Genomic DNA, 20,941 nt, shown 5'->3' with positions numbered 1-20,941 from the left:
GTAAATCGTCAATAGAGAAGCTTGATAATAATTCGATTTTTACGCCTGTCATCATTGACTCCTTTCACAACTCCAAGCATATCGTTTAACCCCATTAATTAATCCGATTCCCTATACCACATTTCCGTAGCGTTCAGCACCTTATCGTTCTCTTGGTCCCACATCGTGCTGTATTCGAATACACCAGGCCTGAAAAATAACGGTATGCGTTCACGGAACCAGTCCTGCATAGGCAGCTCTTCCAGACTGTCCAGGTCTGCCCACAATAATTCGCCTTCCGGCGGATGCTGGAGCAGTTCCCCCCGGAATGAAGTGACCAGATAGTTGAACACCATATAACGAAGTCCCGTATGTATATTGCAAAACTCATGAAGACCCTTATACGTAATAGCCGTCACTTCAAGTCCGGTCTCTTCCTTCACTTCCCGAATCGCGCCATCCACAACACTTTCGGGGAAATCCACTTTCCCTCCAGGTGCGATATAACCGGGGAACCCCTTTTCATTCGGTCGATTGATGAGCAATATGCGATTGCCGTCCCGGATCATACTCATGGTCAAAAGTTGATGCTGAACATTAGCTGTCATACGAGTCCTCCGTTTTATCCAAAATGCATCCTGTACGCTAACGGCGATAAGGCGGGTCAGACCCTTCGGAACCTTCCGCTCCCATACTGCCTCTCGTTACTTTATATTTCATGCTATGCGCTCCGGTTCATCTCTCCGGTTGATAGGGTTATTGCGCTAGCTACTGGATTGTCAGCGTCTGTCCGATCTCCATTACTTCCGCTTGCAGTCCTTGATCACGAGCTTTCTTCAGCCAGACCTGCGGGTCCTGCTCAATCTGAGAGAACGTATTGTAGTGCATCGGAACATGCAACGTCGCCCCCAGCCACTTCGCCGCGATGATTGCATCATCGATGCCCATCGTGAAGCGATCGCCGATGGGAAGCGCAGCTGCGTGGATATCATTTAATTCTCCGATTAGCTTTATATCGCTGAATAAAGCCGTATCTCCCGCATGATAGAAGGTGCGGTCCCCCATCGTAACCAGATATCCGCCCGGAAGTCCGCCGTCGACAAACTCTCCTTCCCCGATTTCCAATGCCGAACCGTGCAGTGCAGGCGTCATTTTCACCTTTCCCCATGGCAGTTGGATAGCTCCGCCTATATGCATAGGTTTCACTTTAAGTTGCTTTTTGTAAGCGAAATACATGGAAATTTCATAGTTCGCGATAACGGGACATTTCAGACGCCTGGCAATGGCCACCGTATCACCAACATGGTCTTGATGTCCGTGCGTGACGAGAATGGCATCCACTTGAACATCATCCGGGCTTAATGTCGCCATCTTGTTGCCGGATAGATAGGGGTCGATCAGAATGGCATAATCGCCAGAGCGCACTTCAAAGCATGAATGTCCGTGGTATGTCAGTTGCATCGACATTTTATCCAACCTTTCTTCTAATATGTGGATAGATATAGCTTCATTTGGAAGTTGGAACCTATTATATCATGATTGCTCCTTCTTGAATAAGATACACCGGGCTTCTACAACGGAATACCTCACTCCTTATCTAGCCAATCGGTCTGGTACAAGCGATATCTTCGGTTTACATACATACAGTATGTATGTTAAACTGGAGCTATCTTATATCAATAAGGAGCTGATTCCATGAAGCTATCCAGTTTCTACCCTGTCATTATGACCGAGAAAGTTGCCGAGACCGCCAAGTTTTATTGCGACTACTTCGGCTTCCACATCGTCTTTGAAGCCGATTGGTATGTTAGTCTGAAGCGGGAGCAGCAAGAACAAACTTACGAACTGGCGATACTGCATGCTGTTCATCCTACTGTTCCGGAGTCATTCCGCCATTCTGTGAAAGGGATGATCCTTAATTTCGAAGTTGACGATGTCGACGCCGTCTACGAGCGTCTGATAGCCGTGGCCAAGCTGCCGCTTCACCTGGACATCCGTAGCGAAGAGTTCGGTCAACGTCATTTCATTACAGCCGATCCCGCTGGTGTGCTTATCGATGTCATAACGGTCATCCCTCCTGTCGGCGCATACAGCGAGCAATACTTGGAAAACGTATGGGACGGCGAACAAGGCACGAAGTAGAACAATGAGTAACTACGTTCCGCTCAAAACCTATTTTGGCGCCGAATTGGCCGGACGGTTGGCGAGCCTTATTCGGAAGAGTAGTGGAGCGATCCTTCCCACTATGTCCGTAAGTCCGTAGCGTATCATGTGAACGACCTGACGAAGATAAAGAAGGAAGTCGCATTGCATTGGTTATTGGATCGTCTGAAGCATAATGATGAACATACCTGCTGGATGTTGCGTCATTCCCTCAGGACATTGTTAAAAGCTGAAGACGCTGATGGCTTACTTACATCTGATGCGAAGCTGTATACGATAAGAGCAGCACCTGAGCAAGTATAAGCGAGGAGCCATCACATATGAGAAGATCGAAAGCGGAGCAAAAGCAAGAAACGATACAAACGCTGATACAAACGGCAAGAGCGCAGTTCTCCGAAATGGGGTATGCGGCAACGCCGCTTGAAAAACTGGTCGGCGATGTCGGAATGACCCGTGGAGCGTTGTACCATCATTTCGGCAATAAAGAAGGCTTGTTCCTGGCTGTACTGCAATCCGTTCAACAGGAGATTGCAGCTCGCATCGAGTCGGAAGCTTCCGGCAGCGATAATCCTTGGGATCAACTCATCCTGGGATGCCGGGCATTCATGGCTGCTGCGGTGGAGGACAATAATCGGCGCATACTACTCATTGACGGTCCCTCCGTCTTGGGCTGGAATCTGTGGCGGCGAACGGACGAGCAGTATGCCATGATGACACTAAGGGATCAGCTCCAGATTATGCAGACTGAAGGTATTTTGAAGCGTGCAAGCGTAGATGCGCTAACCCATCTGCTATCCGGCGCCATGAACGAAGCCGTGCTTTGGATAGCCGAATCGTCGGAACGACAGCAAGCGCTGGAGGAAAGTGTTACTGCCATTACACTCTTATGCGAAGGATTCAGAGCCGACTAATTGCTCGCATCCTTTGGTCCATATTTCATTCTTTTTCCCGTATGCATGTTTCTAGAAGCATTTACCAATGCTAACAGAGATATCAGTGGTGGAAAGGAATGGAGAATTAAGATGGATACGGTAACACTTGCAAGAGCGTTGTTCGGCTCTTCTATGGCTTTTCATATTATTTTCGCGACGCTTGGCGTAGGCATACCTCTTATGATTGTGGTTGCTGAAATTTTATATCATGTCAGGAAGGACCCTGACTATTCCACGATGGCCAAGCGTTGGACGAGAGGCTTCGCGATTATTCTCGGCGTCGCCATACCTTCCGGGACGATCGTCGGCGCGATGTTGGCGTTGCTATGGCCAGGCTTCATGGAATATGTCGGTCAAGTCATTGCACTGCCTTTTCAGGTGGAGATATGGGCGTTCTTCCTGGAAGCCTTGTTTATGTCCATCTATGTGTATGCCGCAGACAGGCTTCCTCCGCTTGCCCGAATCGTAAGCGTCATCTTCGTCGCAATCGGCGCAAGCGCGTCAGCTGTGCTCATCACGGATGCCCATGCCTGGATGAATACACCGACGGGCTTCGAGATCGTGAATGGGGAAATTGTGAATGTCGATCCGTGGGCAGCCGTTCTTAATCCCAGCATCTGGACGACGGCTGGTCATGTGCTGCTGTCCGCGTATATGACAGGCGCTTTCGCAGTCGCCTCAGTCGCTGCATACAAGCTGTTAAGAAGAAAACGCTCCGCTGTGGAGTATGCTTATCACGGAAAAGCCTTATTTATCGCGCTTCTCATCGGGGGCATAATGTCGGTCGGCACAGCGGTGAACGGACATTCCACAGCACAGATGCTGCATCATTATCAGCCGGAGAAATTGGCTGCCGCAGAGGGCTTATTCGAGACGCAAAGCCGCGCCCCGCTGGCAATTGGCGGAACCGCTGACGCCGAGTCTCGAACGCTGAAGGGTTCTATCGAGATTCCGTGGTTGCTAAGCTTTCTGGCAACCAACTCCTTTGATGGCGTCGTACGAGGACTGAACGACTTCCCGAAGGAGAACTGGCCGCCTCTACAAGTACATTCGTTATTCAATCTGATGGTGGGCATAGGAACGCTGCTCATCTTGATGGCATTCGCTCCTATTGCCTATCGGCTGCTGCTGAAGCGCGCTTACCCGCGCTGGACGCTATTGGCCCTGGTCGCAACCGGGCCCCTTGCGATGATCGGCATAGAGACGGGATGGATATTCAGCTGTACGGGCAGGCAGCCGTGGACGATTTACCATGTGCAACGCACCAGTGAAGCCGCGACACAATCGGAAAGCCTTGGCTTGCTGTTTGTCCTGTTCATCGGGATTTATGTCTTTCTGCTTATTGTCACCATTTTTGCCATGCAGTTTTACTTCAAGCGCCATCCCGTACTGCCTGAGCTTGCAGGAAGGGAGGCTTCATCCACATGAACGATGTCACATTAGCAATTTTTATACTGTGGATGTTTATTTTCATCTACTCGATTCTGGGTTCGATCGACTTCGGCACCGGCTTCTGGGCGATGCTGTTCGACCGCAGAGGCTCCAAGACGAATGCAGGAGCCATCGCCAACCGATTCCTGTCGCCGACGTGGAAGGTAACGAACGTATTTCTCGTGCTGCTCGTTGTGGCACTCGTCGGCTTCTTTCCGCGCTCCATGTACACACTGGCTGCCGTGCTCGTGCTGCCGGTCGGTCTTGCGTTGCTTCTGCTTACCATTCGAAGCACGTTTATGGTATTCGCATTTGCCTTTCGCAAGTGGAGCCGGCTTCTTATTGTCGTCTCTGGCGTGACAGGCCTGCTAATCCCGGGCTTGCTCATTAGTGTTTTGCCAGTTACTCTTGGCGGTTTTGTAACGATCGGCGACGGTGTGCCGCATCTGGAGCTGGCGAAGCTGTTCAGCTCATCGACAGAGTATGCGCATCTGGGCTTTGGATTGTCGACCGAGCTGTTCTTGTCCGCCATCTTCCTCGCCGACTACTCGCGTGAAGCGGAAGATGAAGAAGCTTACCGGATATATCGCAAGCTGGGCATCTTGCTTGGCCCTCTCACACTGATCATGGCCATCTTGACGACAATCACGATGGCGCCAGAGGCGGCTTGGATCATTGAAGGCTTTCAAGAGCAGGCATTATGGTTCGGCTATTCCGTCATCGCTTTCCTCTTCGGCTACAGCGCACTATTCTGGAAGCGGAAGAACGGCCTTATCGGCTTCCCCCGCTGGACGGTCGCAGCTGTTATCGTGCAATACGCGCTCGCCAGCTATGCGTATGGCGTATCCCATATGCCTTACTTGATCAATCCGATATTGACCATAGAGCAAGGCTTCACGAATCATACGATGTTCCGATCTCTATTAATCGGCTACACAGTCAGTTCCATCGTGCTTGCTCCCGTCTTTTACTGGTTTTGGCGCTTGTTCCTGAAGGACAAGCGGTATTTGAAGCAAGAGCCGGAAGGGTCATCGTAAGATGCTCCTTTCGGTTTTTGTTTGGATCTATTTCTATCCGTTCAGGATAATACTTTACATAACTCTTATTATGGTAATATAATAATTAAAATCATTAACGTCATTGATCATACATAAAATTTATTATGTAAACTAATTTCCGGAGATCTAGTATGAGCTTCTTTTATGTCATGTGCAAATAATGATATAAAAGGCAAGATTTCCATTTGGTCATAACTGAGAAAGAAGAAAAATCTGCATGAATACAATCTAAAAACGCCAAAGTCGCCCATATTTTTGAGAGCTATCCCGTACATATTCGCACAAAACTGCTGTTTCTTCGCCAGTTGGTAATCCAAACTGCTTCAGAAACAGATGAAATCGATATTGTCGAAGAAACTCAAAAATGGTGTGAACCAAGTTATATCGCAAAATTTGGCAGTACACTCCGAATAGGCTGGCAAAAGAACAATCCACACCACTATGCGATGTACTTTCATTGTCAAACGAAACTCGTCGATACATTCAAGGAGATTGTCGATGAATTGAAACAGTGTATTTTTAACGCTTACCTATCATAAACGTAAGCATCTTCCCCTGCTGGGCGCATAACCTCCGCATTTACTTTAGGACAGGAATATTGGGGCGCAGCTTATTCATCGCATATTGCTTGGATTCATCCAACACATGCGTATAGATTTGTGTCGTCGAAATATCCTCATGACCGAGCAGCTCTTGCACGACCCGCAAATCCGCCCCATTGCGCAGTAGATCCGTTGCAAAGGAATGCCGTAGCTTGTGGGCGGACAGCTTCATGCCTTTCAATTCTTCATGTTCCGTCTGCAGCGCTTGAAACATTTTTTCTGCAATTGTTTGCACCATCCGCTTGCTAATTCTTCTTCCGAACTGGGATACAAATATCGCACCTTCATCTTTTTTGTTGCGGGCTGGCAACCGCACCGTCATATACTGCCGCATTAACAACCCGAGCTCACTGGGCAACGGAATGTATCTCCACTTCTCCCCCTTCCCTTTTACCGCGAGCGTATCCCTGTCTGATTCATAATCATTCGTGTTCAGTCGCACAATTTCACTGACGCGCAAGCCTGCATAAGCCATCAATGCCACAATGACAACATCTCTCAACTGATGCTTTCCGCTCACAGCATGCAAGCATTGATCCAGCCATCGCTTCTCCAAAAATAGCGGCCGGCGATTTTTCTCCACTTTTGCTTTTTCAATGTCCACTGTAGGATTATGCCTAGCCAATTGAAAACGGATCATAACTTTAAAAAATAAAGAAATCGCTGACTGACATCGGTTTCGGTACTTTGCGCCTGCTCCATTTTTGCGAATATGCGTCAGATGCCTCATCACATCCACTTCCGAGATTTCATCTATCGATTTATGATCCAACTCTGTTAAAAAAGCCTGTACATTGTGCAAGTATGCCGTTTGTGTATCTTTTGCATATTCTCTATCTTCCATATAGATCAAAAAGGTATCCAATTCATGTTCATATAAGTTCAATTCGTTCGCCCATCCTATCATTAACTTCATTATAAACGCTTTAGAAATAAAATTGCGTGAAATATAGATTTCATGCAATTTATTATAGCAGGTTGCCGCAGTAAATTCACGACCAGGCAAGGCGTATAAATGGAAACTTCAGCTAAAACTACACGTAGAAAAAAGAGGAACTAACCATACAGGAGGAATCAGCATGATTATAACTACAACCCCGACGATTGAAGGGCATCCCGTCAAGCAATACGTTGGCATTGCAACAGGCGAGGTCATAATGGGAGCGAATGTCGTCAAAGACTTTCTTGCCTCCATTACCGATATTGTGGGCGGACGTTCCGGGGCGTACGAGGGCAAGCTTCAAGAAGCAAGAGACGCAGCTATGTATGAAATGCAACAAAAAGCTGCTCATATGGGAGCTAATGCAATCATTGGCGTCGACATCGATTACGAAGTGATACGGGAAGGCATGCTCATGGTCGCTGTCAGCGGAACAGCTGTTGTCATCTAAGAAAAAAGAAAGAGGCCATTCCGGTATGATCCATACTGGAACGGCCTCTTTTCTATGCAACCTTCAACTATACCTCTACCGCAAGCTTCTCTCTTGCCAATTGCGTAGCTTCCACCATATTGTGAAGCGCCGCCACCGTCTCTTCTCTTCCTCTCGTCTTCAAGCCGCAGTCCGGATTAATCCAGAACAACCCGGGGTCCAATACTTCTAGCGCGCGATCGATCATGCTCGTCATTTCTTCTACACGCGGGACACGCGGACTGTGGATATCATAGACGCCCAGGCCGATGCCCAGCTTGTACGTATTTTCTTCGAAGCTATGAATCAATTCGCCGTGGCTGCGTGAAGTCTCGATGGAGATAACATCCGCATCCATCGCTTCGATGGAATCGATCATGTCGTGGAACTCGCAATAGCACATATGCGTATGAATTTGCGTCTCATCCTGCACCGTGCAAGTCGTCATCCGGAAGGCCTTCACCGACCATGCCAAATACTCCGCTTGATCCCTCTTCTTCAGCGGCAAGCCTTCGCGCACAGCCGGCTCATCCACCTGAATCATACCAATACCCGCCGTCTGCAACGCCTCAACCTCTTGCCGCAGCGCATACGCCAGCTGATAAGCGATCCCCTCCCGGGGGATGTCGTCTCTAACGAATGACCAGTTCATAATTGTAATCGGTCCCGTCAACATGCCTTTCACAGGACGCTTCGTCTTGGATTGGGCATACTTCGTCTCCTCGACCGTCATTGCTTCAGCGAAAGCGACATCCCCATAGATGATCGGCGGCTTCACACAGCGCGAACCGTATGATTGCACCCACCCGAATTGCGTGAATGCGAATCCATCCAGCTTCTCTCCGAAGAATTCGACCATATCTGTCCGTTCGAATTCCCCATGCACAAGTACATCGAGACCGATTTCTTCCTGCAGTCCGATCCAGATATCGATCTGCTCGCGTATGAACGCTTCGTACTGCTCATGGCTCCAATCTCCCTTACGCCATAGCTGGCGGGCCTTCCGCACTTCAGCCGATTGTGGGAAGCTGCCGATCGTCGTCGTTGGGAGTATCGGCAGCTGCCACTTGTTCTGCTGCGCAACATGCCGCTCTGCGAACGACTTGCCACGCCTTGGCTCTGCAGCGCTGACAGCGGCCACAGCCTGCTGGATATCCCTCCGGTTGCGCGCTTCGGATTGCTGAAGCGCCGCAAGATCAAGCTCATTGCTATGAAGCTGCTCCGCAACGGCCGTCTCGCCAGCTTGCAGCGCTTTTGTCAACACCACCAGCTCGTCCAGCTTCTCGTCCGCGAAGGCAAGCGCACCGCGCAATTCCGACCCCAGCTTCTCTTCCTGGCTCACCGTTACCGGCACATGAAGCAGACTGCAGGAAGTCTGTACGACTAGTCTGCCCGCAGGAACAATCTCCGACAACATCTCAAGCAGATTCAGCTTCGTGCGCAGCGATGCCTTCCATATGCCACGGCCGTCCACGACACCTGCGCCTAACACCTTGTCGATCGGGAAACCGTATTGCTTCAGCGACGCCACATTGCCTTCGAAGCCATGGACAAAGTCCAGTCCGATGCCCTGCACAGGCAGCTGTACGATATCGCTATAAGCTTCGACCGATTCGAAGTAGGTTTGCAGCATAATTTTCAGTCCCGGCGCTTCCGTTCCGAAGACGTTATAGATTTTTTTCAATCTTTCTATATCTGAGCGGCTTACGCTCGTGACCAGCACCGGCTCATCTATCTGTACCCATGCCACACCTTCCTGCTCCAGCTCCTGAAGCACCTGTACGTACAACGGCAGCAGCTTCGCAAGCCAATGATCGAACTCTTCTTCCTTGTATCCTTTGGAGAGCTTCAAGAAAGTAAGCGGTCCGATAATAACCGGCCTTCCTTCAATTCCCAGCTTCTCTTTCGCTTCCCGATAGGCGATCAGAGGCTTGTTTTCCGTCAGCGCCGGCGATGCGCCATCCCATTCAGGCACGATATAATGATAGTTCGTATTGAACCATTTCGTCATCTCGCAAGCTGTTGCATCCTCCGTCCCGCGCGCCATTCCGTAATAGAGCGACAGCGGAACCGGACCTCCCGAATAAGCGAAGCGCTTCGGCACTATGCCGAACATGGCGGCCGTATCCAGCACCTGATCATAATAACTGAAGTCGTTAACCGGTATATAATCCACACCTTGCTCCTGCTGCTTACGCAGATGCTTCAGACGCAGTTCACGCAAAGCCGATTCGAACGCCTCTTCCTCCAGCTTGCCTCCCCAGAACGCTTCAAGCGCCTTCTTCCATTCCCGATTCTCACCAATACGCGGATACCCCAACACACTGCTCTTTGCCATCCATGCCACACTCCTATACAATTCGTTACAAGAAAGATAGCATGTAACGGCAGATATAGGGTAAGTGCATTAATCTATATCTAGTTATAGCCGGAAGCTATACCAAGAATTCTACTGTCCTACAGCGCGTTTTAACGCCTCCACGTAAGCCGCCCCCAGCATGGATAAAGAAGCATTACGCTGGGCGATCCAACCGACATTGATCGTCTCTTCTATGGCTAGCGGAACCGGTATTATCTCATTGCCGTTCAGATCGGAGCTGAGTACCCCTGTCGAGATTGTATAGCCGTTTAATCCAATCAGCAAATTGAAGAGCGTCGCACGATCGTTGACGAGAATGCTCTTTTTGCGAGACAGCGTACTCAGTATTTCCTCCGAGAAGTGAAAAGAATTGTATTCCCCTTGATCGAAAGACAGGTAGGGATAATCCTGAAGCTCCTCTATCGTGACCACATTTTTCTTGGCCAGCGGGTTTTTGATACTGATAAAAACATGAGGCTCCGCCGTAAACAAGCTCGTAAACTGCAAATGAGCAGACTTAAGCAGCTTATTGATCACCTTGCCGTTGAACTCATTCAAATACAGGATGCCGATCTCGCTCCTCATTGCCTTGACATCCTCAATGATTTCATACGTTTTCGTCTCGCGCAGACTCATCTCATATTCCTCGTGGCCGTGCTCCTGCACCAGACTGACGAACGCATTGACCGCGAACGCATAATGTTGGGTCGACACAGAGAAATGCTGCGGGGACGGCTTCGCATTCAAGTACCGTCCCTCCATCAGCTCTGCTTGCTCAACTACTTGTCTGGCATAGCTTAGAAATTCAACGCCTTCCTTCGTCAGCGAAATCCCTTTGTTCGTCCGTTCAAATATTGTGACGCCCATCGCCACTTCCAGATCCTTGATAGCGCCGGACAAGCTGGGTTGTGAGATGAACAGCCGCTTGGCGGCTTCGTTAATTGACCCCCGATTGGCCACTTCGATGACATACTTGAGCTGCTGCAAAGTCATTGCCTTGTCCCCTCTCTCCCTCTGCGGTATGGCTGTCCCTATTATACATGGAGAGTTCCGGTCTTGGCAGCTTCCATATTACCAATCTTACTGTTATATGCGAGTTTCGCATGACTAGGCATGCACCGTGTTCTGCTTGTGCGGATACACATAGACTGGTGCAATGGATATATTCCCATTCCACTACCATCAACAGGAGGATGATTCACATGCCACACCGTGATCCACAGCAGATGGGTATGCCCCGAGTTGTCGGCACTATCCAACATTGCGCAGCTACCTGCGAGCATATGATCACCCATATTCTGATGTCGGGCAATCTGCAAGGCAGAGCGAATCAGCTTAAGCTGCTTCGCGACTGTGCGGATATGTGTGCCAAAACCGCTCGCTTCGTCGCGCGATCCAGCCCGTTCTCCAAAGCCATGCTCATGATGTGCGCGCATGTATGCGAAGCATGCGGGGCGGAGTGTATGAAGTTCAACGATCCTGCCTCCCGTCACTGCGCGCAAGTCTGCATGAATTGCGCCAAAGAATGCCATGCCGCCGCAATGGCCATGTCCGCCTAGCAACAGCGCTGCATACAAATGCCCGGAGAATACTCCGGGCTCTTGCTGTCATCTCGTCTCCCCCTTCAGCTTCACGAAGAACGTGAGCCCATAAGAGAGAGCGAGCAGGACGAACGGCACGACAGAGATGAGGACTCGGAACGTCAGCTCCGGATTGTCGCCGGGCTCGTCGCCGCTCTTATAGCCGAAGATGGCGCCGATAATGAGGAAAGCCAGCGCGGCGATCAGCCCGCTGGAGCGTGTAATGAATCCGCTGACCGCCGTATAGACGCCTTCCCGTCTGCGGCCAGTCGCGGCAAAGTCCAGATCGATAATGAGGCTGTTCACGACCGGAGGCGTCACGAGGAAGCCAGCCAGTCCGAAGCCGACGATGACTCCAGCGATTATCCCCCCCGCCAAACTGCTTCCGAACCAGAGTGGGATGACGGACAGCGCATAAGCCAATAACGACAGCTGCCACGCTTTCACCGGATGCATCCGTTTTATTATCCAGTACCATACGCCAACTAGCGGAATAACCGAGACGAAGATGGAAGCCAGCAGCACCGTTACCATTCCTTCATCCACCTTCAGCACATATTTGGCATAGAAGGGAATCATGGAGCTGAGCAAGCCGTTGACCGTCTGGGCAAATGAATTGGAAATATTGAATAGCCAAAACGGCTTGTTCGTCAATGTAGCGGAGAATGCTTCCTTCAACCCGATTCTCGGCGTTTGGCGCGCTTCTTCCGATTCCTCTGTAAAACGTAGAAACAGCAACATGAAGACGACGAATACCGCGCCAAGCACGAGCGCCATCGCTCCAAAGCCCAGATTCGTGTATAGCATTGGAGCTGCCACCGAAGCAATCAGAATCGCTACAATTTGATAGCCTTGCTGGATGGCGGACGCCTTCTTCCGCACTTTATCTTGACGATACAGTTCTGGGAACAACGCTCCGTAATTTACCCAGATAATGGTCATAACTGCTTCAAGCAGAATAAGCGTGACTAGAAACCATAGAAAAAGCATCATGTCCGGCAATCCGGAAGGTACAGCGAACAACATAAAGAAAGTAAGCACGAATAACGGAATGGATACATAAAGCCACGGCTTTCTTCTGCCGAATCTCGTATTGGTGCGATCTGAATAGTAGCCCGCTAACGGCTGGTTGACCGCATCCCAGATCAGATACACAGTTCTCGCTGCTGTGAAGAGCACTAATGACAACCCTAACTTCTCTGTGTAGAAAAACGTGTAGAAGGTGCTGAATGCCTGCACCGGGATCATCATTGCCAGCATCCCGAAAGCGTACATCCATGGTGAATTGACTGCCTTGCCTCTTCCCATTCCTATACCCCCGCTTAATGAAATGTAAAACTCTTCCTCAAGCATACTGGGAATAGATAACCGATTCAATCATAAATTATCATTTTATTAACCTGCTAGCTCTGCTAGCTGACTATCTTCAGCCCGACGGCTCCGCATAGAATGCAGCTCAGAAACAGCAGCCTGCGCCAATCTGCGGATTCCTTGAACAAGAAGATGCCGATCAAGGCGCTACCTGCTGTACCAATCCCGGTCCAGATCGCATAGGCGGTTCCCATGGGCAGATCTTTCATCGCCAATGACAGGAAGTAGAAGCTAACTGTAAAATTGGCGATCAAAAGCAGCTTTGTGCTCCATCCTTTGCGTTCCGTTGCCAGTTTCATAAAGATGACGCCAGCTACTTCGCAAATGCCTGCAATAATTAGAAATGCCCAAGCCATGTTATGCGGCCTCCTTCTCTGTCTGCTCGCCTGATATCCGCTTAAGTCCAATTACACCGACAAAGATCAGTCCGATAAAAGCAATTTTGACAATCGAGAATGGTTCTCCGAACAGGAATATTTCCGACAGTACGATCCCGCCTGCCCCCAGCCCGGTAAAGACGGCGTAAACAGTACCTACGGGTAATGATTTAAACGCTTTAAACAGAAGTAAAAAACTAATCGCTATCGCAGCGATAACGGCTACCCACTCCAAGGCATTGGACGCTTTCTTCAATCCGATTACCCAAAATATCTCGATAACACCTGCTAATATGACATAAACCCAAGCCATCATCCTGCACCCTTCCTATCAGTCGTTAGTCAAGTTGTATAAAAAAACGTCCTGCCATAGAGCAGTCCGTAGACAATATATGATTACCTGCTCTGCTTAGAAACACCATGCCAGTACACCTTCCACGAAGCGGCTAGCCGTCGTTCGAAGCGGTCGAAGCCTTCAAACAAAAGTTCTACCATTAACCCGTCAAATAGACACATGTAAGCTTCTAACGCATCGTTTGTTTCCATTTCCCGCAAAATGCCGTGATCCTTCACTTCCTGGAACAACGGACGAAGGATGGCTCCTATATTCTCTATGTGCTGATTGGCTTTAAGGACAATCTGGTCCCGGAATGCGGCCGGCGGAAAATAGGCGGATCGCAGCCAAAACATGGCTTCTTCATTTTCCTGGAACCGATTCGCATATCCCGTCAGCAATTGGTGCAGCATAGCCTTGAATGGTGTTGATTCGCTTGCAAGCGCATGATTCCGAAAATAATCGATATCCTTAGCCAGCGACTCTTCCAAGCATATAAAAAATAGTTCTTCCTTACCTTTAAAGTGTGCGTATATCGAAGGTTTCTTAATCCCCACTTCCGAGGCAATATTGCCCAAAGAAGCACCTTCATATCCGAATCTTGCAAAGTGGGACAGCGCGATTTCCTTAATACGATTAGCTGTCATCCAAGCAACCCCTTCCTCTACCTACCGTTCGTTAGTTAAATCTTATTCGATGGGATGATGGATGTCAAGTATTTTGGCATGTCTATCATTATCATTCCCCATTGGCGTCATGTCTTAGCTAGTTTTTGCTCCATACTTTCCGTTACTTTTAGCCTTTATATATTTATTTTCTCCTAATTTTATAGCGATAAAATCTGATATTTCGATGCCGTTGATTGTATAAAGCTTTGTTCCCACAGGATATTTATTAGAAAACCCATTTGAATATGTCCCCTCAAAATCTGAATATTGTTTAATTTCTCCGATTTCCTCGCCGATAACCTCGGAACTCACTTCATCTTCTAGAATTTCATATATGTTCTCATTCCAGATCACAAAACTATATGCCCAATCTGGGCTTGATTTTGGCACTGAACTTCCTGAAGCACCACATCCGGTAATAAAGACGATTATGAGCAACACATACATTAGATATCGTCTATTCATGAATCTGACCTCCCTCTTTATAAATACGACGACATAATATGATAAATGGTTGCGACTAAAAATGCTATCCTTCTCATTGTGTATAGAAATGAACTAGAATGGAACAGATGGTTTTCTTTTATTCAATCTTGCCCACACTCTCTCCTTCTTCAGCAATCAGTTCCCAATCTTCTCCACCGTTCCCGGTAAGAAATATATTATTGCGTTCGGTCGATATCGCAATATCACTCCGATTCTGCGGGTTCCGGGCGATATAGAGGATCGATTCGTCGGATGCAAGGGGCGGGGTTTTAACAGACACGATCTCCCCTTGATGCAGCATGTACAGCCAATCGCCTCCCGTCCAAAGCTCTCCATCAATCCCATAGGCAAGAGCGGTTGCATCTGACCTATCATCCAGTCGAGTGAATGAATCGCCATAGTCTGAAGAGACATATATCCCCGTATCTGTGCTGATCGCGACTTCTTCTTCCAGCGAAGGATGAGCGGCGATTGCCAGCATATTCCCTGCAATGCCTTCCATTCGACTTAACCTCCACGTTCTGGCATCATCGGTGGACACATACAGCCCCGCACTCTTCATTCGATCGTTGGGCTTCGGGTTATATGCATAAATAGCATAAGATTCGTATCCGACAGCCAGACCATGAAAGTCTTCTACGCCGTGCAAATCCAGAATGCCCAACGATTTCCCATCGTCCGTGCTTCTTACAATTCCCAATGGATTGGACAATGCAGATGTTAAGGAAGGATGACCGCTGCTGTAGAAGCCGTTATCGACGACGTTGAAGCCCATATAATCATGGCTGTCCCCTTCCCCTGATCGCCATTTCCCATCTGCATATACCTTAATGCCGTCATGCGCCGCAAGCATCAGCTCAGATCCATCGTTTTTATATCCCATACCGTGTATATGCGTGATCAATATCTGCTCCTGTTTCTCTTCAGATTCGTTGATTATAAAGGCATAGATTCCGATCGTTAATCCGATAACCAGAGTTCCTCCCCACCATAATGCCCCGGTCAATCTTCTCTTCTTTTTCATCGCTAGCTTCCCTCTTTCCCCTCATTAGGTATATATCGATCCATATTACTCCATGCTTATGTAGATCATATGTAGATTCGAGCCTACACCGAATCTTCACAAATGAGAGATACGATAGCCATATACAAAAGATATTGGAGGGAAACCGATGATTAAGAAGAAACCACTGAATCTCGCCGCTGCCATAACCGCATTTTCAATTGTGCTGTCAGCTTGCACGAATAACGGCATAGAAGATGTGCCCGTGCACTCAGATGCTGAGAGCACACACGGCGCAAGTTCTGCCATTGAATCAGAAGAGCAAGATGCCAACATACGCAAGTTCACATTGACAGCTGGTCCATCTCGTCTGGATACTGGTTATAGCGAAGTCCAAGACGTATGGAGCTATAATGGCACGGTTCCCGGCCCTCCCATCGAAGTGTTGAAGGGAGAGACCGTCAACATTACTCTGCATAATCAGCTTCAGGTGCCTACGTCCGTTCATTGGCACGGCGTTCCCGTTCCGAACGAGATGGACGGTATACCCGGCGTTACCCAGAATGCCGTTAAGCCGGGGGAGTCATTCACCTATGAATTCGTCGCGGATACTCCCGGCACTTATTGGTACCACTCCCATCAGGATAGCGTCAATCAGCTTGATCTGGGTCTGTACGGCACATTCGTCGTCATAGATCCAGCAGAACAATACGATAAGGATTACACCATTGTGCTGGATGAATGGATGAGCTCAGGGACGAGTGATCTGATGAGTATGGCCATGGCCGATGTATCGGGCATGCAACACACCATGCCGGGAATGAATCATGGCAATGGACATAACAATATGAAGGATAGCAACATGCAAAGCCAGCACAATATGGAAGAGCATGACATGCAGGGCCAGCACAATATGCAAGAGCATGACATGAGCATGTATGATCTGTATACGATGAACGGGAAGTCTGGAGACGCCATCACCCCTCTGCGAGTGAAGGAAGGGGATACCGTTCGACTCCGTCTGGTCAATGCAGGATATATCTCCCACAGCCTTCACTTGCATGGCCACGACTTCAAGCTGATCACGACAGACGGCCAGCCGCTGAACAATCCGGCGAGCATAAGCGACCAGCTCATTCAGATAGCTCCCGGAGAGCGTTACGATATCGTATTCGAAGCGGATAACCCTGGGCAATGGTACCTGGAGGAGCACGGCCCAGAGGAACGAATCGCAAATATGCGATTGAAGCTCGTATACGAGAATGACTCCTCAACTCAAGATAAGTCCAACTGGAATGAGCAGCTTCCCGTACTTGACCTGACCAAGTATGGCGAAGCCTCCGACATGCGCTTCAGTCTGGATCAATCCTATGACGTAGCCTATACGATGGATCTTGGTACGATGATGCAGGAAGGCGGCACAACCTATACGATAAATGACAAAGTATTTCCGGAAACTTCGCCTATCTCGGTAAAGGAAGGAGATCAGGTGCTGGTGACCCTTCGGAACACTTCTGCCAAGGATGATCATCCTATGCACCTGCACGGTCATTTCTTTCAAGTGTTAAGCAAAAACGGTGAAGCGATAGAAGGCTCTCCTATCATTAAGGACACAATTAACCTGAAGCCGGGAGAGGAGCTTGTCGTCGCCTTCGAAGCCGACAATCCCGGCAACTGGATGTTCCACTGCCACGATCTTCATCACGCATCGGCCGGCATGGTCACGAAGGTGCTGTATTCGGATTATAAAAGCAGCTTCGTGAATGACCCTGCTGCCGGCAACAAACCGGAATAAGCAAGAAGAGGCGCCCCTGCTCAGGAGCGCCTTCTCTCTTTAACAGGCAGCAGCACATGGAATTGAGTAACTTCCCCGCCCTCCGCCCACACTTGACCGCCATGACTCTCTACAATGGATTTCGTGATAGCCAGACCTAGTCCGTCTCCCCCCTTCTTCCTGTTTCGTGATTTGTCCACACGATAGAATCGCTCGAAGATGTGCGGCAACTCTTCACTTGGAATGCCAATTCCGTTGTCAGAGACCGTAATCTGTACATATTCGCCTTGCATACTTCCTTTAATTGTCACATTGCCGCCTGCGGGCGTAAATTTCAACGCATTATGAAGCAAGTTCGTCCATACTTGCGCTAGCCGATTATCATCGGCGACTATCGCAATGGCCGGTATATCCCCCTCCTCCAGCGTGATCCCCTTTTCTTCGAATGAGGGTTGCAGGAAATGAACGATTGGGCCTATGGATTCGGGCAATGATAACTCTTTCCGCATCAGCACGGTCTCGCTGAATGAATGGCGATGCAGCTCTTCCAGCTGCTGCACCAATCCGATCAGTCGATCAATCTCTTCTCTGCTGGAAGCAAGTCGCTCGGCTGTTGGTTCCCAGATGCCGTCCTGAATCGCCGCCAGCTGACTGTTCAGCGTCGTTAACGGTGTGCGAAGCTCATGAGCGATATTCTCCGACATGCTCACTCTAAGCCGCTCCTGCTGCTGAAGCTGCTCAGCAAGATGATTGATGGATGCCGCCAGCTCGTCAATTTCATCCTTGGGCGTGCCTTTCAGAGGCATTCGCACATGATGCTTGCCGCGAGCCATCACAAGCGCTATATTCTTCATGCGGACAAGCGGACTGGATATTTTCCTTGCGATATAGATGCTTAGAATAATAGATACGAGCAACGCTCCGCCAATCGTCAAACCGATGGATTGCATGATGGCTTGCTCTAAGTGAGCATATAATAGCTCTGAGGCATGATGACCGCCGGTTTCGCGCCTATACATTTGAAAGTGATAGTGCGTCAATTGAATGATAGCAATTGATGCTATAACAAGCACCGCGCCAATAAAAGCAATTAACAGAGCGCTGATTCGAAAAGTTAACGATCTGTTCATCAGCTTCTGCTCCGGAATCGGTAGCCTGTGCCGAATACGGTCATAATGAGCTTCGGATTTCTGGGATCTTCTTCAATCTTGTGACGCAGATTCTTCACATGCTGGTCGATCGTTCGCAGATCGCCTTCAAAGTCCAGCCCCATGACCAAATCGATCAGCTCCTCCCGCGAAAAGGAACGGCCGGGATTGCGCGCCATGACGACAAGAAGCTTGTATTCATACGGCGTCAATCCTATCTCTTGCCCATGCACATTTACTTTCTTGGATCGGCTGTCGATCGTTAATCTCCCATAATCGTAGGACAACCGATCAGCGAGAAGCTCGCTCGCATCCGTTCTGCGCAGCACCGATCGTACTCTGGCAAGCAGCTCATGCGGATCGAACGGCTTTACGATATAATCGTCCGCACCTGCTGACAGCCCTCGTATCCGACTGTCGATCGAAGCCTTCGCGGTCAACATGATGACAGGGGCGGGATATAGGGCCCTGATTCGTCCGCACAAGCTCTCGCCGGGCTCATCAGGTAGCATCAAGTCCAGCAGGATCAAATCATAGGATTCCGATGTCAGCTTATGCATGGCTGCAGCGGCGTCACCGGCTTCATCGGTCGTATAACCCGCTTTGTTCAAATAGGCGCAGATAACTTCTCTAATCTTGTCTTCGTCTTCTACTACCAATAGCTTGCTCATCGGCTTCACCCTTCCTTGACACCTTCATCATACCCCCCAGGTGTATTGGGGTCAAGGATCTTGATTCTATCGAAAACAGCAGTCGAGGAGGACGTCAATCTTTGCTTAAACGATAAATCCACGAGCTTAGCTGCTTAGCGCCGCTAGCATCGTCCTCACTCAGAATGATCAACAACGCATCATTACGCAGCCATGATACAGATATTATATTTGCTGAAGAATGGACGTTTTCCGGGAAGGTATGAATGTCGATTATCTCATTCGTGTCCAGATCGACTACCTTCACTTCACGCTTGAAGCTCTTGTCGTCCGGAGCATACAGAATGGAAAAATACTTAAGACCTTGGCTGAACCCTTCCGAACCTTGCTGTCTATAACCGCCTTCCAATGTTATAGACGTTATCTTTTGCATATGGCCACTTTCGCTTAACTTGGCAATATGGAACGTGACCCCTTTGCCCTCATGCGTTGCATAAGCGATGACTCCGTCACGGGCATCATACAATTGCTTGGCATCGCCTTCCAGCTTCACTTCGAACTCTTCTCCATCCATCGTCACCACTACCGTAGTTAGGTGGGAACCGTGCATCACTTTCGTACAGATCATACTGCCCGCTGCCGTCCACCCATTGATCATGTAATCTGCCCCTGGCGTATACGTGATCAGCTCTTCCGCGCCCGATTTGATATCGTACGCGAACAGCGCCATTCCAGTGGTGTCGTTAGGATTATGCTTGTTCGAATGATAAATCAGCTTAGTGTAATCCCGGTTCCATATCACCCCGGCATTCCAGACTAAGCCGCTATGAGGAGATTGCTTCAAGGCCAGCTCATTCAATTGCTCGTATGTTTTTCCATTATAAGTATCGGATGATAGTCGCCTAAGCTGTTTATCGTCGGAATGAATGGCATATAGCGCATTGTCCACAGCCAAATAGGATTGCATCCCGTCAGGGGAAATGATGAATTCGCCAGGGAATTGATTCGGATTTTGAGGAGCAATGATTAATCTCCCTTCAACCTCCACCTCTTGCAGCTTGATGAGCGCGTCTCTGTTCCCCATCGCAATTGTTCTTTCGAACCGGCGACCTGGCAGGGAATTGCCGATTGACGTTCCTTCCGTCGTTCGGATTGCGATAGAAGCCTCCACCATTTCATTTTGCAGCTCTACCCAATTGTCTTGCAGATAGCGTCCATCCGGCAGTACATTGTCCACCATACTGGCGTTTGGATCAGCTTTGATCTTCTCGATTTCTTCCTTCGACATCGGCGCAGCCGCATCGTCTACCACTGCTTCCAGTGCTGCTGCATAATCCCGATCTTGCGGTTCATTAACTAGCAGCGGTATTGCCATATAAGGCCAATGCATTTGGAGATGCTCTTCACTTGCAAACGACCAGTTTCCGTTCCCCGCTGTTTCTTCGTTCCCCTTAGCTAAAGAGGAGTCCTCTACGGATTCGGATCCAACTACAGTTTGAACCTTTTCTTCAGGATGATCCATGTCGGAAGAACCGCTGGTAGTCATGGAGCAAGCTCCTAGTAGGACGATCATGAGCATCAGGATGTCATTAACATTGCATTCTCGATTCATTATTT

Annotated in this window: 21 protein-coding genes; 7 read left to right on the top strand and 14 right to left on the bottom strand. The window is 49.1% G+C overall.

The annotated features are described in order from the left end of the window. Nucleotides 1-98: 98 nt before the first annotated feature. Both ACFQ2I_RS09605 and ACFQ2I_RS09600 read right to left on the bottom strand, forming a co-directional pair. Nucleotides 99-587: an 8-oxo-dGTP diphosphatase gene (locus tag ACFQ2I_RS09605; protein ID WP_377563841.1), complete on the bottom strand. Its 489-nt coding sequence runs from the start codon at nt 585-587 to the stop codon at nt 99-101. A gap of 160 nt (nt 588-747) precedes the next feature. After that, nucleotides 748-1,446, bottom strand: coding sequence for a metal-dependent hydrolase (locus ACFQ2I_RS09600; RefSeq protein WP_377563839.1), 699 nt, complete (start codon nt 1,444-1,446; stop codon nt 748-750). A 228-nt stretch (nt 1,447-1,674) separates the two neighbouring features. Between ACFQ2I_RS09600 and ACFQ2I_RS09595 the strand changes: the two genes are divergently transcribed. The 4 genes from ACFQ2I_RS09595 (at nt 1,675) to ACFQ2I_RS09580 (ending at nt 5,542) form a co-directional block, all read left to right on the top strand. Further along, nucleotides 1,675-2,121, top strand: coding sequence for a VOC family protein (locus tag ACFQ2I_RS09595; protein ID WP_377563838.1), 447 nt, complete (start codon nt 1,675-1,677; stop codon nt 2,119-2,121). Nucleotides 2,122-2,462: 341 nt separating this feature from the next. Next, nucleotides 2,463-3,053, top strand: a complete 591-nt coding sequence (locus ACFQ2I_RS09590; RefSeq protein WP_377563837.1) for a TetR/AcrR family transcriptional regulator — start codon at nt 2,463-2,465, stop codon at nt 3,051-3,053. Nucleotides 3,054-3,164: 111 nt separating this feature from the next. Next, on the top strand, nt 3,165-4,502 hold the full coding sequence (locus tag ACFQ2I_RS09585; protein WP_377563836.1) for a cytochrome ubiquinol oxidase subunit I: 1,338 nt from the start codon (nt 3,165-3,167) through the stop codon (nt 4,500-4,502). After that, nucleotides 4,499-5,542, top strand: a complete 1,044-nt coding sequence (locus ACFQ2I_RS09580; protein WP_377563835.1) for a cytochrome d ubiquinol oxidase subunit II — start codon at nt 4,499-4,501, stop codon at nt 5,540-5,542. The genes ACFQ2I_RS09585 and ACFQ2I_RS09580 overlap by 4 nt, the downstream gene beginning before the upstream one ends. Nucleotides 5,543-6,142: 600 nt before the next feature. Here ACFQ2I_RS09580 and ACFQ2I_RS09575 read toward each other — a convergent pair. Continuing rightward, a complete protein-coding gene (locus tag ACFQ2I_RS09575; RefSeq protein WP_377563833.1) occupies nt 6,143-7,051 on the bottom strand; it encodes a tyrosine-type recombinase/integrase in 909 nt (302 codons plus the stop codon). A gap of 193 nt (nt 7,052-7,244) precedes the next feature. Here ACFQ2I_RS09575 and ACFQ2I_RS09570 point away from each other — a divergent pair, with 193 nt between their 5' ends. Next, a complete protein-coding gene (locus tag ACFQ2I_RS09570; RefSeq protein WP_377563832.1) occupies nt 7,245-7,556 on the top strand; it encodes a YbjQ family protein in 312 nt (103 codons plus the stop codon). 67 nt (nt 7,557-7,623) lie between these two features. On the opposite strand, the gene metE is transcribed toward ACFQ2I_RS09570, so the two are convergent. Together metE and ACFQ2I_RS09560 are read right to left on the bottom strand one after the other, a co-directional pair. Beyond that, the gene (gene metE / locus ACFQ2I_RS09565) at nt 7,624-9,912 is read right to left on the bottom strand and encodes a 5-methyltetrahydropteroyltriglutamate--homocysteine S-methyltransferase (RefSeq protein WP_377563830.1); all 2,289 of its coding nucleotides are present in this window, start codon (nt 9,910-9,912) and stop codon (nt 7,624-7,626) included. A gap of 111 nt (nt 9,913-10,023) precedes the next feature. Then, on the bottom strand, nt 10,024-10,926 hold the full coding sequence (locus ACFQ2I_RS09560) for a LysR family transcriptional regulator (RefSeq protein ID WP_377563829.1): 903 nt from the start codon (nt 10,924-10,926) through the stop codon (nt 10,024-10,026). 209 nt (nt 10,927-11,135) lie between these two features. Between ACFQ2I_RS09560 and ACFQ2I_RS09555 the strand changes: the two genes are divergently transcribed. Then, complete coding sequence (locus tag ACFQ2I_RS09555; RefSeq protein ID WP_377563828.1) at nt 11,136-11,492, top strand: four-helix bundle copper-binding protein; 357 nt, start codon at nt 11,136-11,138, stop codon at nt 11,490-11,492. Nucleotides 11,493-11,540: 48 nt separating this feature from the next. On the opposite strand, the gene ACFQ2I_RS09550 is transcribed toward ACFQ2I_RS09555, so the two are convergent. The 6 genes from ACFQ2I_RS09550 to ACFQ2I_RS09525 form a co-directional block, all read right to left on the bottom strand. Further along, nucleotides 11,541-12,821, bottom strand: coding sequence for an MFS transporter (locus tag ACFQ2I_RS09550; RefSeq protein ID WP_377563827.1), 1,281 nt, complete (start codon nt 12,819-12,821; stop codon nt 11,541-11,543). Between the two features lie 104 nt (nt 12,822-12,925). Then, the gene (locus ACFQ2I_RS09545; protein ID WP_377563826.1) at nt 12,926-13,240 is read right to left on the bottom strand and encodes a DMT family transporter; all 315 of its coding nucleotides are present in this window, start codon (nt 13,238-13,240) and stop codon (nt 12,926-12,928) included. 1 nt (nt 13,241) lies between these two features. Further along, nucleotides 13,242-13,574, bottom strand: coding sequence for a DMT family transporter (locus ACFQ2I_RS09540; protein ID WP_377563894.1), 333 nt, complete (start codon nt 13,572-13,574; stop codon nt 13,242-13,244). An 83-nt stretch (nt 13,575-13,657) separates the two neighbouring features. After that, nucleotides 13,658-14,242 (bottom strand): TetR/AcrR family transcriptional regulator, encoded by a 585-nt coding sequence (locus ACFQ2I_RS09535; RefSeq protein ID WP_377563825.1) that lies wholly within the window; start codon nt 14,240-14,242, stop codon nt 13,658-13,660. Between the two features lie 114 nt (nt 14,243-14,356). Beyond that, nucleotides 14,357-14,728: a hypothetical protein gene (locus tag ACFQ2I_RS09530; protein ID WP_377563823.1), complete on the bottom strand. Its 372-nt coding sequence runs from the start codon at nt 14,726-14,728 to the stop codon at nt 14,357-14,359. A gap of 118 nt (nt 14,729-14,846) precedes the next feature. After that, nucleotides 14,847-15,773 carry a F510_1955 family glycosylhydrolase gene (locus tag ACFQ2I_RS09525; protein WP_377563822.1) on the bottom strand — a complete coding sequence of 309 codons (927 nt, stop codon included), beginning with the start codon at nt 15,771-15,773 and terminating at the stop codon, nt 14,847-14,849. A 148-nt stretch (nt 15,774-15,921) separates the two neighbouring features. On the opposite strand from ACFQ2I_RS09525, the gene ACFQ2I_RS09520 reads away from it, so the two are divergent. Continuing rightward, entirely contained in the window at nt 15,922-17,547 is a 1,626-nt protein-coding gene (locus ACFQ2I_RS09520; RefSeq protein ID WP_377563821.1) for a multicopper oxidase family protein, read from the top strand. 20 nt (nt 17,548-17,567) lie between these two features. On the opposite strand, the gene ACFQ2I_RS09515 is transcribed toward ACFQ2I_RS09520, so the two are convergent. From ACFQ2I_RS09515 to ACFQ2I_RS09505, 3 genes are all read right to left on the bottom strand, one after another. Continuing rightward, nucleotides 17,568-18,656 (bottom strand): sensor histidine kinase, encoded by a 1,089-nt coding sequence (locus tag ACFQ2I_RS09515; RefSeq protein ID WP_377563820.1) that lies wholly within the window; start codon nt 18,654-18,656, stop codon nt 17,568-17,570. Continuing rightward, nucleotides 18,656-19,345, bottom strand: coding sequence for a response regulator transcription factor (locus tag ACFQ2I_RS09510; RefSeq protein ID WP_377563819.1), 690 nt, complete (start codon nt 19,343-19,345; stop codon nt 18,656-18,658). Before ACFQ2I_RS09510 ends, ACFQ2I_RS09515 begins: the two co-directional genes overlap by 1 nt. Before the next feature lie 94 nt (nt 19,346-19,439). After that, complete coding sequence (locus ACFQ2I_RS09505; protein WP_377563818.1) at nt 19,440-20,870, bottom strand: hypothetical protein; 1,431 nt, start codon at nt 20,868-20,870, stop codon at nt 19,440-19,442. Nucleotides 20,871-20,941: the final 71 nt, after the last annotated feature.

It is taken from the genome of Paenibacillus chungangensis, from assembly GCF_042675905.1.
GTDB classification, from domain to species: domain Bacteria; phylum Bacillota; class Bacilli; order Paenibacillales; family Paenibacillaceae; genus Pristimantibacillus; species Pristimantibacillus chungangensis.
Note: the sequence above shows the minus strand (reverse complement) of the source record. Positions and strands in the feature narration are given on the sequence as shown.

Coding starts and splice junctions, on each gene's coding strand:
- ACFQ2I_RS09605 (WP_377563841.1), bottom strand. CDS start 587: ATGACAGCTAATGTTCAGCATCAACTTTTGACCATGAGTATGATCCGG.
- ACFQ2I_RS09600 (WP_377563839.1), bottom strand. CDS start 1,446: ATGTCGATGCAACTGACATACCACGGACATTCATGCTTTGAAGTGCGC.
- ACFQ2I_RS09595 (WP_377563838.1), top strand. CDS start 1,675: ATGAAGCTATCCAGTTTCTACCCTGTCATTATGACCGAGAAAGTTGCC.
- ACFQ2I_RS09590 (WP_377563837.1), top strand. CDS start 2,463: ATGAGAAGATCGAAAGCGGAGCAAAAGCAAGAAACGATACAAACGCTG.
- ACFQ2I_RS09585 (WP_377563836.1), top strand. CDS start 3,165: ATGGATACGGTAACACTTGCAAGAGCGTTGTTCGGCTCTTCTATGGCT.
- ACFQ2I_RS09580 (WP_377563835.1), top strand. CDS start 4,499: ATGAACGATGTCACATTAGCAATTTTTATACTGTGGATGTTTATTTTC.
- ACFQ2I_RS09570 (WP_377563832.1), top strand. CDS start 7,245: ATGATTATAACTACAACCCCGACGATTGAAGGGCATCCCGTCAAGCAA.
- metE (WP_377563830.1), bottom strand. CDS start 9,912: ATGGCAAAGAGCAGTGTGTTGGGGTATCCGCGTATTGGTGAGAATCGG.
- ACFQ2I_RS09560 (WP_377563829.1), bottom strand. CDS start 10,926: ATGACTTTGCAGCAGCTCAAGTATGTCATCGAAGTGGCCAATCGGGGG.
- ACFQ2I_RS09555 (WP_377563828.1), top strand. CDS start 11,136: ATGCCACACCGTGATCCACAGCAGATGGGTATGCCCCGAGTTGTCGGC.
- ACFQ2I_RS09550 (WP_377563827.1), bottom strand. CDS start 12,821: ATGGGAAGAGGCAAGGCAGTCAATTCACCATGGATGTACGCTTTCGGG.
- ACFQ2I_RS09545 (WP_377563826.1), bottom strand. CDS start 13,240: ATGGCTTGGGCATTTCTAATTATTGCAGGCATTTGCGAAGTAGCTGGC.
- ACFQ2I_RS09540 (WP_377563894.1), bottom strand. CDS start 13,574: ATGGCTTGGGTTTATGTCATATTAGCAGGTGTTATCGAGATATTTTGG.
- ACFQ2I_RS09535 (WP_377563825.1), bottom strand. CDS start 14,242: ATGACAGCTAATCGTATTAAGGAAATCGCGCTGTCCCACTTTGCAAGA.
- ACFQ2I_RS09530 (WP_377563823.1), bottom strand. CDS start 14,728: ATGAATAGACGATATCTAATGTATGTGTTGCTCATAATCGTCTTTATT.
- ACFQ2I_RS09525 (WP_377563822.1), bottom strand. CDS start 15,773: ATGAAAAAGAAGAGAAGATTGACCGGGGCATTATGGTGGGGAGGAACT.
- ACFQ2I_RS09520 (WP_377563821.1), top strand. CDS start 15,922: ATGATTAAGAAGAAACCACTGAATCTCGCCGCTGCCATAACCGCATTT.
- ACFQ2I_RS09515 (WP_377563820.1), bottom strand. CDS start 18,656: ATGAACAGATCGTTAACTTTTCGAATCAGCGCTCTGTTAATTGCTTTT.
- ACFQ2I_RS09510 (WP_377563819.1), bottom strand. CDS start 19,345: ATGAGCAAGCTATTGGTAGTAGAAGACGAAGACAAGATTAGAGAAGTT.
- ACFQ2I_RS09505 (WP_377563818.1), bottom strand. CDS start 20,870: ATGACTACCAGCGGTTCTTCCGACATGGATCATCCTGAAGAAAAGGTT.